This is a genomic window from Hujiaoplasma nucleasis (assembly GCF_013745115.1).
Taxonomy (GTDB): domain Bacteria; phylum Bacillota_I; class Bacilli_A; order Izemoplasmatales; family Hujiaoplasmataceae; genus Hujiaoplasma; species Hujiaoplasma nucleasis.
Genome location: NZ_CP051151.1, coordinates 931,672 through 945,119, shown reverse-complemented (window position 1 = coordinate 945,119; position 13,448 = coordinate 931,672). Strand labels below are relative to the sequence as shown.

The 13,448-nt window shown below is 30.1% G+C and carries 18 protein-coding genes and 1 pseudogene; 9 read left to right on the top strand and 10 right to left on the bottom strand.

All coding sequences use genetic code 11. From position 1 onward, the window contains the following. The 9 genes and pseudogenes from HF295_RS04300 to HF295_RS04260 form a co-directional block, all read right to left on the bottom strand. On the bottom strand, positions 1–738 hold the full coding sequence (locus HF295_RS04300; RefSeq protein ID WP_312030952.1) for an ABC transporter permease: 738 nt from the start codon (positions 736–738) through the stop codon (positions 1–3). Further along, the gene (locus HF295_RS04295; RefSeq protein WP_312030951.1) at positions 725–1,594 is read right to left on the bottom strand and encodes an ABC transporter ATP-binding protein; all 870 of its coding nucleotides are present in this window, start codon (positions 1,592–1,594) and stop codon (positions 725–727) included. The genes HF295_RS04300 and HF295_RS04295 overlap by 14 nt, the downstream gene beginning before the upstream one ends. After that, a complete protein-coding gene (locus tag HF295_RS04290) occupies positions 1,587–2,207 on the bottom strand; it encodes a TetR/AcrR family transcriptional regulator (protein ID WP_312030950.1) in 621 nt (206 codons plus the stop codon). Before HF295_RS04290 ends, HF295_RS04295 begins: the two co-directional genes overlap by 8 nt. Before the next feature lie 75 nt (positions 2,208–2,282). Beyond that, positions 2,283–3,641, bottom strand: a complete 1,359-nt coding sequence (gene gltA / locus HF295_RS04285) for an NADPH-dependent glutamate synthase (protein WP_312030949.1) — start codon at positions 3,639–3,641, stop codon at positions 2,283–2,285. A 10-nt stretch (positions 3,642–3,651) separates the two neighbouring features. After that, complete coding sequence (locus tag HF295_RS04280) at positions 3,652–4,473, bottom strand: sulfide/dihydroorotate dehydrogenase-like FAD/NAD-binding protein (RefSeq protein WP_312030948.1); 822 nt, start codon at positions 4,471–4,473, stop codon at positions 3,652–3,654. Positions 4,474–4,562: 89 nt separating this feature from the next. Beyond that, a pseudogene (locus HF295_RS04275) lies at positions 4,563–4,960 on the bottom strand (C1 family peptidase). Next, positions 4,953–5,243 (bottom strand): C1 family peptidase, encoded by a 291-nt coding sequence (locus HF295_RS04270; RefSeq protein ID WP_312030946.1) that lies wholly within the window; start codon positions 5,241–5,243, stop codon positions 4,953–4,955. Before HF295_RS04270 ends, HF295_RS04275 begins: the two are co-directional and overlap by 8 nt. A gap of 17 nt (positions 5,244–5,260) precedes the next feature. Then, complete coding sequence (locus HF295_RS04265; RefSeq protein ID WP_312030945.1) at positions 5,261–5,869, bottom strand: C1 family peptidase; 609 nt, start codon at positions 5,867–5,869, stop codon at positions 5,261–5,263. Positions 5,870–5,936: 67 nt separating this feature from the next. Beyond that, complete coding sequence (locus tag HF295_RS04260) at positions 5,937–6,815, bottom strand: DegV family protein (RefSeq protein ID WP_312030944.1); 879 nt, start codon at positions 6,813–6,815, stop codon at positions 5,937–5,939. Between the two features lie 135 nt (positions 6,816–6,950). Between HF295_RS04260 and HF295_RS04255 the strand changes: the two genes are divergently transcribed. Beyond that, entirely contained in the window at positions 6,951–8,165 is a 1,215-nt protein-coding gene (locus HF295_RS04255) for an FprA family A-type flavoprotein (RefSeq protein WP_312030943.1), read from the top strand. A gap of 37 nt (positions 8,166–8,202) precedes the next feature. On the opposite strand, the gene def is transcribed toward HF295_RS04255, so the two are convergent. Next, a complete protein-coding gene (gene def, locus HF295_RS04250) occupies positions 8,203–8,790 on the bottom strand; it encodes a peptide deformylase (protein WP_312030942.1) in 588 nt (195 codons plus the stop codon). A 119-nt stretch (positions 8,791–8,909) separates the two neighbouring features. Between def and HF295_RS04245 the strand changes: the two genes are divergently transcribed. From HF295_RS04245 to HF295_RS04210, 8 genes are all read left to right on the top strand, one after another. Beyond that, a complete protein-coding gene (locus HF295_RS04245) occupies positions 8,910–9,140 on the top strand; it encodes a DUF2129 domain-containing protein (protein ID WP_312030941.1) in 231 nt (76 codons plus the stop codon). Positions 9,141–9,222: 82 nt separating this feature from the next. Next, positions 9,223–9,492: a 30S ribosomal protein S16 gene (gene rpsP, locus HF295_RS04240; RefSeq protein WP_312030940.1), complete on the top strand. Its 270-nt coding sequence runs from the start codon at positions 9,223–9,225 to the stop codon at positions 9,490–9,492. 11 nt (positions 9,493–9,503) lie between these two features. Next, positions 9,504–9,755 carry a KH domain-containing protein gene (locus tag HF295_RS04235; protein ID WP_312030939.1) on the top strand — a complete coding sequence of 84 codons (252 nt, stop codon included), beginning with the start codon at positions 9,504–9,506 and terminating at the stop codon, positions 9,753–9,755. Then, a complete protein-coding gene (locus HF295_RS04230; protein WP_312030938.1) occupies positions 9,755–10,171 on the top strand; it encodes a 2-thiouracil desulfurase family protein in 417 nt (138 codons plus the stop codon). Before HF295_RS04235 ends, HF295_RS04230 begins: the two co-directional genes overlap by 1 nt. 91 nt (positions 10,172–10,262) lie before the next feature. After that, positions 10,263–11,783, top strand: coding sequence for a GGDEF domain-containing protein (locus HF295_RS04225; protein ID WP_312030937.1), 1,521 nt, complete (start codon positions 10,263–10,265; stop codon positions 11,781–11,783). 49 nt (positions 11,784–11,832) lie between these two features. Next, on the top strand, positions 11,833–12,690 hold the full coding sequence (locus HF295_RS04220) for a DegV family protein (RefSeq protein ID WP_312030936.1): 858 nt from the start codon (positions 11,833–11,835) through the stop codon (positions 12,688–12,690). A 6-nt stretch (positions 12,691–12,696) separates the two neighbouring features. Beyond that, positions 12,697–13,032 carry a PadR family transcriptional regulator gene (locus tag HF295_RS04215; protein WP_312030935.1) on the top strand — a complete coding sequence of 112 codons (336 nt, stop codon included), beginning with the start codon at positions 12,697–12,699 and terminating at the stop codon, positions 13,030–13,032. Next, entirely contained in the window at positions 13,025–13,441 is a 417-nt protein-coding gene (locus HF295_RS04210) for a permease prefix domain 1-containing protein (protein WP_312030934.1), read from the top strand. Before HF295_RS04215 ends, HF295_RS04210 begins: the two co-directional genes overlap by 8 nt. Positions 13,442–13,448: the final 7 nt, after the last annotated feature.

The following is a 13,448-nucleotide window of genomic DNA, read 5'->3' as shown; positions in this document are numbered from 1 at the left end:
TTACACCCCACTTATAGAGACTGCATAGGCTTTAAACTTATCTAAGACCAAGTATTTATATATCAAAGCTCCACTAATGATTAAATAAAATAAAGAAAAGAAGTACTTCCAATCCAAATTTATGGGTAAGAAACTTTGACTAATAATCACATTGGCTGCTTGAATTGGATTAATTAAAAACACATATTCCCATATTTCTCCTTTAATCACACCAAGCATTAACAACATTGATGGAATCAATAAAACAAAGGATATGAACATGACTGTCATTAGCAATGTTGTGAAGTCTTTTTGGTAATAAGATAATAGTAATCCTAAGCTGGTATGGTAAATTGTAACAATTAAGACAGCTAAAGCAATTAATAGAAAATTGATTTGAACGTCTTTAAGAAAATAAAAAACAATAATAATAAGAAAAGTAGATAGAAAATTATGGATCGTATTTGATAATATTTTAGATAAAATAATTTCAGAATTTTTAGAAGGTGTCACAAGCATTGTTGACATCGTCGATTCTTTTTTTTCAAAAAACATTACAGATCCAATATAAAGTAAAGACATCATGGTCCCATCCACTAGGATTAAGACTGGTAATAATGAATTAAAAATATCAGCTTCAACGAAATATAATACAATAGACCAAATAAGAGCTATCAATATACTTATACTTGTGACTTTATATTTGTGTAACCTTATTAGTTCACCTTTTATTAAATATATGAGCCTATTGTTCTTCATTTAAAGTCACTCCAGTCACTTTAATAAAGATGTCTTCTAGGGTTGTTTCACCACTATGGATGGTTTCTATATCCTTTTCTTTAATAGTTTTTAAGAATTCTTCATTATCACCAATCTTTTCCATAGCGAATTTCTTTTCAATAATTTGATTATTTTCTTTATATTCTACTTTGATATTTCTTTCACCATATCTAATTTTTAAATTTCTTGGAGAATCAATTTCTTTGATTTCTCCATTGACGATAAAAGCGACCCTATCACATAGTTGATCAATATCTGACATGATGTGAGAAGTAATAAAGACTGTGCCACCGGAATTTCTAAATTCTTTAATCAAATCTTTTAGTATTTTTGAGTTGCTAGGATCTAAACCGTTGGTTGGTTCATCTAAAAATAACATGTTTGGAGAATTGAGTAAGGCCCTTACAATATTCAATCTTATTTTCATACCTTTTGAATATTCAGCCACCATTTTATCCTTATCTTCCCATAGGCCAACTCTTTTCATTAAAGTTTCTATATCAGCCTTTTGTTTGTATAAATTTTGAAAGAATTTAATATTTTCTAAAGCTGTCATTTTTGAAAAATGAATAGGCATTTCAAAACTAACCCCAATATCTTCGAAGAATTCTTGATGGTAGTCTGATAAATTTTTACCCTTGTAATGAATTTGTCCTTGATAATCTTCGAGGATTTTTATAATGATTTTTTGTGTGGTTGATTTTCCAGCCCCACTAGGCCCTAAGAAACCAAATATTTCACCTTCATATATATCAAATGAAATATTTTTCAATACATTATTTTCATTGTTTTTATATTTGAAACTTAAATCTTTAACTTGGAAAATTTTATTCATGCGTTTCTACGCCCTTTCTTAATATATTAAGTATATGATGAATATTCTTATTCATTTTTTCATAACTCTCTTTAGGATGACTTAAATCTAAATCGTTTATAGTAACGTTGGTTGTAAGATCAGAAATAATTTTAGCTAAAGTATAAGTGTCTATATCTTTTCTTATTAAGCCCTTATCTTTATCTTGGTTTATAAGTTTTGAATAATAGTCTACTGCATATTTAAGATTTTCTTTCATTATGTTTTCATAAATTTCATTTTGATTGTGTAGCAGTTTATCAAATATTTTAACGTATTTTGGATGGTCTATAGCAAATATTATGCCTAGTTTATATAGAGATAATACTAAATCTAAAAAAGGAATATCTGAACGGTTAAAAGCATCTGAAAGATATTCCATTTTCTTTTCTTTGATGATGTCTATGATATATAAGTATAAATCTTTTTTATCAGTAAAATATTGATAAAAACTTCCTCTTGGTATATCAGCATTTTTAATAATAACTGATAAATGAACTTGTTCATAGGCCTTATCAGAAAATTCATTAATAGCTGATTCGAGAATTTTTTTTCTTTTAGAATATTCTAAATTAAAAAATGTATTTTTTGGCATAACTCACCTCACATGACAACCTTGTCATAATTATAATTGATAAAGTTAAATTTGTCAATAAAAATAAAAGAACACTTAATGAAAAGTGTTCTTGATGTAATCATCAACTTGTTGAGCAGCACATTTTCCTGCCCCCATAGCTTCGATAACTGTAGCGGCACCAGTGACGATATCTCCACCTGCGAAAACGCCTGGAATAGATGTTTCACAATCTTTTACAGTGATTCTACCTTTTTGATCTGTAATTAAATTTTCAGTATGATTTTTAATGATTGGATTGGGACTTTGACCTATGGCTATGATACATGAATCAATATCGATAGTTATGAAATCATCAGTAGGCATAGGTTTCTGTCTTCCTGATTGGTCTTTTTCTCCAAGTCTCATGACTTGGGCTTTAATTGAATTAACTTGATAATTTTCACCATAGATTTCTACAGGATTCAAGAGTAATTTAAATTCAATGCCTTCTTCAATTGCGTGATGAATTTCTTCTTTACGAGCTGGGAGAGCATCCATGTTTCTTCGGTAGAGGATAAAAACATTTTTAGATCCTAATCTCTTAGCGACTCTAGCAGCATCCATGGCTACATTACCGCCACCAACAACACATACATTATCGCCAACTTTAACAGGGGTAGGATGATTAGGGAAATCATAGGCTTTCATTAAGTTTACTCTGGTTAAGAATTCATTGGCGTAATAGACGCCATTCAAGTTTTCGCCTTTAATATTTAGTGAATTAGGTAGTCCAGCGCCACTAGCAATAAAAATAGCCTTGTATTTATATTCTTCTTGAAGTTGTTTAATGGTTAATGTTTTTCCAACAATAACATTTTTAAAAAATTCTATATTTAGTGATTCTAAACGGTGAATCTCTTTATCAACAACTGATTTTGGTAATCTAAATTCAGGAATACCATATCTTAAAACACCACCAAAATCATGTAATGCTTCATAAACATGAGTTGTATAGCCTAGTCTACGAATGCTGGCGGCAAAACTTAATCCAGCAGGTCCGCTGCCAACAACACAAACTTTGTCATGGTTATCAACAATATGTTCATCTATACAGCAATCATTTTTTAATGAATAATCACCTAAGAATCTTTCTAAAGCCCCTATAGCAACTGGTTGATATTTTATTCCTAAAATACAAGAACCTTCACATTGGTTTTCTTGGGGGCATACTCTACCACAAACACTAGGTAAAATATTATCTTCATAGATGGTTTGATATGCTTTTTCATAGTCTTTATCAAGGATTTCTTTGATGAATTTAGGAATATTAATATTTACGGGACAGGCTTTAACACATCTAGGGTCTTTACAGTCTAAACACCGACTTGCTTCAATGTGAACTTGTGAAAGATTAAAACCTAAAGCGACTTCTTCAAAGTTTTTATTTCTTGTATCTTTATCTAATAAAGACATTATTTGGCGATTATTCATGGTTGTTACCTAACTTCATGCGACATTGGTGTTCTTCATTCTTATAATAGTTTTGTCTATGTATAAGTTCGTCAAAATCTATGCCATCGGCATTAAAGTCTGGACCGTCAACACAAGCAAAATAATTTTTTCCATGGATACTGACTCGGCAGTTTCCGCACATACCCGTCCCATCAATCATAATGGGGTTTAAAGAGACTTCGGTTTCTATATTTTTTTCTTGGGTAAGAAGGGCTGAGTTTTTCATCATGATTAAGGGTCCGATAATGATGGATAAATCATAATGCTCTTTTTCAAGCAAATCTTTCATGACACTTGTTACGAAACCTTTTCTGCCTAAAGAACCATCATCAGTGCAAATATAAACATGATTACAAATTTCTTGGTATTCACTTAGTAAGATTAAATGTTCTTTATCTTTTGCCCCTATGATAAGGTCTATTTGGCATCCTAAGTCTTTGTAAGCTTTAATTTGTGGATAAAGAGGGGCGGCTCCTACACCTCCAGCTACCGCAAGAATCCGTTGGTGGTAGTTGATTGTTTTGGCTTTACCAAGTGGACCCACAACATCTTCAATATATTCTCCTTGGTTTTTTTGACTCAATTCAAGTGTAGAAAAACCAAGCTTTTGATAAATGATGGTGATCGATCTTTCATCATTTTTTACGATGGTTAGAGGAATTCTCTCACTATCTTTATTGGTTCTCAAAATCATGAAATGACCAGCTTTTGTATTTTTAGAAAGCAAAGGAGCTTCTATTTTCATGAGTTCAACATCAGGATTTAATATTTCTTTTTTAAGTATCTTATACATAACATCACCCACAATTATTATATCAAATAAATCTCGTGTTTGATATAAAAAATCAGCTTATCCTAGGATAAGCTGAAATTACTATTGAGCTAGGGCGCCCATTGGGTCCAAGGTCTTAATTGAATACTTTTCGTTTTAAGGGCTTTTAATTGTTCTTCTGAGAAATATTTTTTATTGATGACTGCCTGATAAACAAATTGATTAAACCATGAATCACTAGCCATATAATATCCTTTTTTTCTGATTTATCGCCCCAAGAATTTTCGATTTTCCATTTTCTTGCTTGACCATTATGGATAGATACACCTGTTAATACCATGGCATGATTCATCCTTGAATGATTGTAATCTAACATATTGGCTTTTGATATAGATAAGTCAATGTTTAAAATTTCATCATAATCAAAACGTCCATCATCCCAAATACCTAAATCTCTATCACCAAAGAATCCTACATCACATCCAAACCAGACGACTTCATCATCCATTTGTTTGATGATTAAAATCCTTTAGTTCATTCATAGGTAAGTTAAGGTGTCTTATAGGATGACCTCCGATAACATTACCTAAATAGTCAATGCCATAAGTTTGATGAAAAGGTTTATCATCGGTTGGAGAGTTAATGATAGAAACATAGTCGAGTAAATCACCACCACCATACTTATGATAGAAATCTAAGGGTTTAATGTTATTAATGATATGATAATTTTTATCTTTGTCCACATATTCAAATGAGAAAGACTGTGGTGGTAAACCAAAAGAAGCGACCAATAATTTATAGAGTTCTTTTAAGGTTTGTTCTTTAATGAGGCCAATTGGCTAACATTTCCGATTTCTCTTGCCTTGGCAGTATATTGCCTTAATTTCGTATTTATAATTTTGTTCAACGGATAAGTTTGGGAACTTACTTTAGTTTCTATCATAGCGTCTTTAGGAACTAAGCCATATTTTTCTACTAATGATACAAACATATCCCATTGTCCTCCATCTTGAATACCTACAGACAATATATGTTGGAGGGTTCTGTCATCTTTTTCACAATTTAGGAAATCATCAATACTTTCAATGAAATAATTAACTTTTTCTAATTTATCATAGAAAGCAATATAGTTTTGTGAAAACTCAAACTCTTGAAGGTTATATTTCTTTGCGATTCGTTCCCTTATGAAATTTAAACCAGCCATAATCCAGCATCGACCAGTTTTTTCTTGGTTGGTTACAGGAAGGGTTTCTATCTCTTTAGAAAATCTAAAGGTATTTAAAGACGCTCTTTCTTGTTTAATAGCAATCTTAGATAAATCGTTTTCAACGAGAGCTCTTCTTAATGTTTTATGCTTTAAATCCTGATTAAGTTCTTCATTCCAGTTTTGAATCCATTGATCTTTCATTTTTTCCATTGATATCACCTCAAAGAATATTTTATTATAAAAAAAGCGGAAGTAGAATACTCCCGCCAAAAGTATGTTATTCAGTTCTTTCATTTCCTACGTAGAAGATGGCAATTGTATCAACACCTGAGTGAGCACCAATAACTGGTCCAATTTCATTGATTAGAAAATCTTCTTTAGTAAGTCCTATTTTTTTAATGATTTGATCTCTTACATATAAGGCATCTTGTAAAGAATCACCATGAGATATATAGATTTGATCATTTCTATCTTTATCATATGTAGCTTCTAATCTACTTATTAAGTCATTAAGTGATTTAAATCTTCCTCTTGCTTTTCCATAGACTTTTAATTTTCCATCAATGCTTACATGTAATAGAGGTTTAATATTGATTAATTTGCCTAAAATAAAAGATGCATTTGATAATCTACCGCCTCTTTTTAAGTGACCTAAATCACTAACGGTAAATAAATGACAGATATCTTTTTTAGTATTTTCTACAAAATCAGCCACTTCATTGATTGATTTTCCACTTTGTTTTAGTTGTGCAGCCTTAACAACCAAGAGACCTTGTCCCATTGATGCAGAAAGTGAATCTAAGATAATTATTTTTCTATCCGGATATTTCTCAGCCAATTCTTTTTGAGCAATCAAACAAGAATTGTATGTGCCAGACAATTGGCTTGAGAAAACAATAAATAAAACATCTTCCCCATTTTTTAAAACTTCTTCCATGATTTCAATACACTCTTGAGGATTAGCTTGCGCAGTCGTGGCGGTTTCTTTGTTCCTTAATAAATCATAAAATTGTTTGGGATTAATTTCTCTGTGATCTAAAAAATTACTGTACTCTTTACCCTTAATGGTAACTTTTAAAGGTAAAATTTGAATGTCAAGTTCTTTGGCTAAAACATCTGGTAAATCAACACATGAATCTGAAATAATTCTAAACATAAATTCCCCTCCAATGACTTTATTTATAATATAACATTATCAATTATTTTAAAATGTGTCAAGAACAATAAACTTTAATCACTTTATTTGTCATAAAATCTAATGTTTAGTATAATATCTAACGAGGTGATAAATATGAATTTTCATTCATTAGAAATAAAAAAAGATATTTTTTTTGTCGGTGCAGTTGATAAGGATTTAAGAGTCTTCGATATTATGATGGATACCGAATTCGGTTCTACATATAATTCTTATTTGATCAAAGGTAGTGAAAAAACTGCTTTAATAGACACTGCTAAAGCACCATTTAAAGATCAATTTATTGAAAGAATCCAAGATATTATGGATATAAAGGATATAGATTACTTGATTATTAATCATGCAGAACCTGATCATTCAGGAACTGTTTCAGATATATTAGAAATCAATCCTCAAATTAAAATATTTTCTTCAGGTCCAGGACGTATGAATCTAAAAGCTATCATCAACGGTGAAGCTGATTTCAATGTTGTAAAAGAAGGGCAAAGCTTATCATTGGGCGATAAAACCTTAAGATTTACTTTGCAACCTAATTTACATTGGCCAGACACTATGTTCACATATTTAGAAGAAGATAAAGTCTTATTTACCTGTGATTTCTTTGGAGCTCACTATGCTTTTGATGGTGTTATGGAAGATAAGATTCCTAATAAAGCTGATTATGATCGTAGCATCAAGCATTATTATGACTCTATTATGAGTCCGTTTCCAAGAGATGTGAGAAGAGGGGTTGAAAAAATCAAAGAACTTAAGCCGGATATGATTGCTGTATCTCATGGAGCTGTTATATCAAAACCTTATATTAATAAGGTGATTGAATGGTATGAAACATGGTCAAAAGAAAGACCAAAGAATCAACCTAAGATTGTGGCAATCCCATATGCTAGTGCTTATAAATACACGAAAATGATGGCAGAAGCCATTAAAGAAGGTATTGAAGAAAGCTTTAATAATGATATTGATATTAGGATGTTTGATGTTGTAGAAAGTAAAACAGAAGAAATTGTTGAAGTTATCAATATAGCTGATGGATTCTTAGTAGGTTCTGCAACCCTTGTTAGAGATGCTGTCAAACCTATTTGGGATATACTTTCTTCCTTGAATGTTGAAGTAACTAAGGGTAAATTAGCGGCTGCTTTTGGGTCTTATGGTTGGAGTGGAGAAGCTGTTCAAAACTTGACTGAAAGATTGAAACAATTGAAAACAAAAACTTTAGAAGGTATTAGGATTAAGTTTAAACCTTCTGAAGATCAACTAATAGAAGTTAAAGAATTTGGTAAAAACTTCGGGGAAGAGTTAAAAAAATTATAAAAAATATGGTCAAGTTCCTAGGAACTTGACCAATTTATTATTCTTCATCTAATTCATCTTCATAAATTTTAAATTCAATGGCATTTACATCAGGTTTGCTTTCTTCTATTTTATCAGTAAACATAACCCCTAATAAATGATCATATTCATGTTGGAATACGATGGCAGGATAACCCTTAATTTTCATTTCCTTGAATTCGATAAAACCGGTTTTTAAATCAACAAAATGAGCTTTGACTCTAATCCACTTTGATCTTAAAACAATACCAGTTGTATCTTCATCAACCGATAAACAACCTTCACCACCAGGTAAATAAGTTTGGGCTTCTGAATATGAAACAATTTTTGGGTTAACTACGGCATATTGATGCATAGTTTCAAAGTTTTCATCCAAAGTTTTCATACAAAACATTTTTAATGATAAATTAATTTGAGGTGCAGCGAGACCTACTGATGGTCTTAAATCATATTCCTCAACCAAGTCATCATTTTGAGAGTTCTCTATATAATTCATCATTTCTCTTAAAGTATTTAAATTTTCTTCACTCAATGGCAAGTCTACCTCTTTAGCTCTTAATCTTAAAGTAGGATGGCCATCTTGAATAATATCTTTCATTAATAACATAATTATCACCATATAAATTATAGCATTCTTAAAGTGAAAAATAAAGCATTATACGCTTGTTTGATTGAAAATCTAAAGGACTTATGATATATTATTTATAGAACAAAAGGGTGGTATGCATGGTAAAAAGAAAAGGAATTGTGGTTTATTTTAAGAGCCATAAAGTTATTAAAAGATTATCTGAGTATAAAATAAATATTACCTATATCAATAAGCTTGGCAAGTATTTAACAGGCTATGTCGATGAGAGTGATTATAATCAAATTGAAAAAGAATTGAAGAAAATGAAAATGATTAAATATGTAGAAAGCTCTCGTATTGATATGGAAGATTTAAGTTTTATAGGATAATATACCTGTCAAGTAAAAAACCTTGACAGGTCTTTTTTTTTATGTTAATATTGTTAAGGATTAAATTATAGGAGGTAATAAAATGGTAAAATTAAGATTACAAAGATTCGGTACTAAAAAGAGACCGTTCTACAGAGTTGTAGCTGCAGATTCAAGAAAAAAACGTGATGGTAGATATTTAGAAATCGTTGGGACATATGATCCAACAACTCAACCTGCCTTAGTTGAAATTGACAATGAATTAGCAAAAAAATGGTTACACTTAGGTGCTCAACCAACTGACACTGTAAAAAGCTTATTTACTAAAGCTGGTGTTATGAGCGAATTCTTATCAGAAAAGAATCATAAGTAGTAGGTATTACAATGGCGATAGATTTTGAAAAACTAGTTTTTGATTTAGTTATGCCATTAGTCATCCATCCTGAAGATCTTTTAGTAAAAAAATTCTCTGAAGATGAAGAATTGATTACAATTCAAGTCCTTGTTAATAAAGAAGACTTAGGTAGAGTTATTGGTAAGGGTGGAAGAATTGCTAATGCAATTCGTACAATCTCTTACGCGGCTGCATCTAAAATTGGTAAAAGAGTAAAGATTGACATTGATTCATTTGAATAATGGATAAAATTGGTCTTAGTGCTTGTTTATTAGGTGTAGGTTGTAAGTATAACGGAAAACATAATTTAAATATTGATTTGATAAAAACTTTAAAAGGAAAAGAATTAGTTCTTATCTGTCCAGAAGTTATGGGTGGATTATCTACACCGAGAATTCCTAGCGAAATTCAAAGTGATGGTCGTATTATCAATCAAGACTTTGAAGATGTTACTTATTTTTTCAACTTAGGTAAGGACTTAAGTTTAGAAAAACTTAATAATAACCAAGTTAAAAAAGTAATTTTAAAAGATGGGTCTCCATCTTGTGGTTATAAGACTATTTATGATGGTAGTTTTACCAATACTAAAATTAAAGGTCAAGGCGTAACAACAAAACATTTATTAAGCAATCAAATTGAAGTTATTGAAATTGATTAAGCCAACTTAGTTGGCTTTTTTTTCTTTATGATAAAAAAATATCAATAATATGGTAAAATAAGTATATATTTGATAGAAAGTCGGCGATAGTATGAATGTATATTTTTGGATTGTATACATCATTATTGGAATACTTTCTTTTCTTCCTATTGTAAGAATTGATTTGTTTTCAGTAAGTAAAAAATATACTTATTTCAAATACTTAAGCATTTCCTTATTTATCTGGGCAGCAATAACTGGTTTAACCCATGTCATTGAGGATTCCTATATTTTATATCCTATGTTACTGGTTAAGTATCCAGTTATATTTTTTGCGACTGGAGTGACTGTTGTTGCTTTTATGAGATATTTAGATATGAAAATTCCTAAATTTCTTATAGGAGCTTTATGGTTGTTTTTATTTATAGAGATTGGTATTGCCAGTACAAATCATTGGCATCAATTATTTTTGGATATTACTTTTTCAGAAGACATTACTGCTCAAATGATTTTAACTGCTTCTACTGGAACCTTCTTTTTGATACACACAGTGATTTGTTATTTATTACTTTTGATATCTTTAATTTTAATTATCTTTAAGATGTACAGTTCTTTAAAAAAATACAAAGACACCTTTCCTTTTGTGTTAATCATTATTGTAATGATCATAGGTATCATATTAAACTTTATTCATGTTTTTATTGAACAATTTACCATTGATCCAACCTTGATCATTTATGTTGTATTTTCTTCGGTAATTTATTTTATTTTCTATATTCGTGATGTCCGTTTGATTTTAAAAATGAATAACAATCAATTTGTTTTACAAAATTTAAGAGAAATGTATTTGATTGTCAATCACCATGATGAAGTCGTGGCCGCTTCTAAATCATTGTTAAATAAGTTTAATATAAAACTAAATGAAGGGATACCTATGGATGATTTCATGATGATAATTCATGAAAAAGCCATTGTCTATTCTGATTCTAAAGGTTTAGAATATGATAGTGATAAAATGTATATCCATATGCAAACAAAAAACATTAATTTGCCTTTTTTCAAATACCAAGCCCATATGATATTGTTTTATGACGAAACACAAATACAAAAGTATATCCATGATATGGAATATTTAATGAACCATGATTTAATGACTCAACTCTATAATCGTAATTATTTAGAATCTATACGTTCTAAACACGAAAATATTGAAAATTATACTTGTATCTTATTTGACTTAGATGGTTTAAAATTATTCAATGACTATTTTGGCCATCATGCGGGGGATGATTTATTAAAAAGATTTGCTTCTGTATTAAATAAATTATCAGAGGAAGATCAAAATATTTTGCCTATCCGAATGGGTGGAGATGAATTTTTAATTATTGCGACCAATAAAAGCGAAAAAGATATATTAAATATTCTTAATATGATCCAAGAAGAAACCAAAGATGAAGATCCTCTTAAGCAAATAGGATTTTCCTATGGTTACCACGCTAAAGAAGCTGGTGAAAAAATGTCACAAGTATTGTCTAAAGCCGATATTAATATGTATCAAATGAAAGTAACAAGAGAAGTAGCTAAGAATAAACTAGAAGAAACCTTAAAAAAGAAGGCTCGATATAAAGAATAATTGACAAATAAGAGTCTTCATTTATAATAGAAGGGAATAAGGGGGATTTATGAAAAAATTAGGATTGATGGTGTGCACAAATTCAGCGATCGATTATATCGATCACAATATTGATGTAAGGGTCGTACGATCTACTATTCTTTTAGGCGATAAAGAATATGTTGATTATGAAGAATTAACAGCGGATAAATTTTATGATAAATTAGAGGAAGATTCAAGTTTATTTCCAAGAACTTCAATGGCATCTACAGGAAAAATGTTAGAGTTTTATGAAACTTTAAGAGATGAAGGTTGCGATACTATTTTATTTGTGACTATTTCATCAGGCATGAGTGGAATTTATGATAATGCAATGATGGCAGCTAAAATGGTTGAAGGCGTAGATGTTCATGTTTTTAACTCTAAGTCTGTAGGATATATTGAATGTAAAATGATCTTTGAAGCCTATAAAGCTTACCAAGAAGGAAAATCTATTGATGAAATCATCAAAGACTTAGAATATATTCGTGATAACAATCACATATATTTTGCGGTCAATGACTTAAGATATTTAGTAAAAAATGGTAGATTAACCAATGCTCAAGCTTTTATGGCAAATATATTAAAAATAAAACCTTTATTAGAAATCAATAATGAAGGGAAAGTTGTTAGTATTGAAAAAATTAGAACATTTAAAAAAGCAGTAAATCGTGTGATTGAAAAATTCTTAGAAGAAACTGAAAACACTGATGTTGAGCCATTTATCATTCATGCTAATAATCCAGAAACTGCTCAATATGTAAGAGAACAAGTTTTAGAAGTTAGACCAGAATATAAAGAAATTAAAGATTATTTATTAACTCCAGCTGTGGGTGCACATTCTGGCCCAGGAGCGATTACTATAGGTTATATTAAAACTAGAAAGTAGAAATTTATGATAAGTTCTGATGTTATTCGCGGACATATTGATACCATCATCTTAAATCTTTTAACTGATAAAGATATGTATGGTTATGAATTGGTCTCTGTCATTAAAGAAAAATCAAATAGTTTATTTAACATCAAGGAAGCTACACTTTACTCTGTGCTCCAAAGACTAGAAACAAAAGAATTGATTGTTTCTTATTTTGGCGAGAAAAGTCACGGGAGAAAACGTCGTTATTATAAAATAACACCTTTAGGTAGAGCCTATTTAAAAGAAATGATTGAAGAATGGAAAATACTTAAAAATATCATGCATCACATGTTAGGGGTCCAAAAAGATGAATAAAATAAAATCATTTATATCTAAATTATTAAAAGACTACTTTAACGAAGAAGATAAAAAAGAATTAATAGAGTTATTGACAATCTCTTTAGAAGAAAAAGTTGAAGATTTAGTCGAACAAGGGACACCTAGAGACGAAGCAATTGAAAAGTCTATTCAAGAATTTGGAGATACTGAAGATGTTTTAAAAGCCTTTCCTGATAAGCAAAAACGAGCTTCTTTAATCAATAAGAGAAAAAACCAACTTTTGTACTCTATTTGGGGTTATATAATTATTGTAGGCTTAGCTATATTTATTAACTTTACTTTTTTCGAAATTTTTGCTAAAATACCTTGGTTTGTTATTGTGTGTTTGGGTTTATTATTTTGGCCGATCACCATGCTATACAGGTATTTACTTATAAAGAAATAGGGGATTT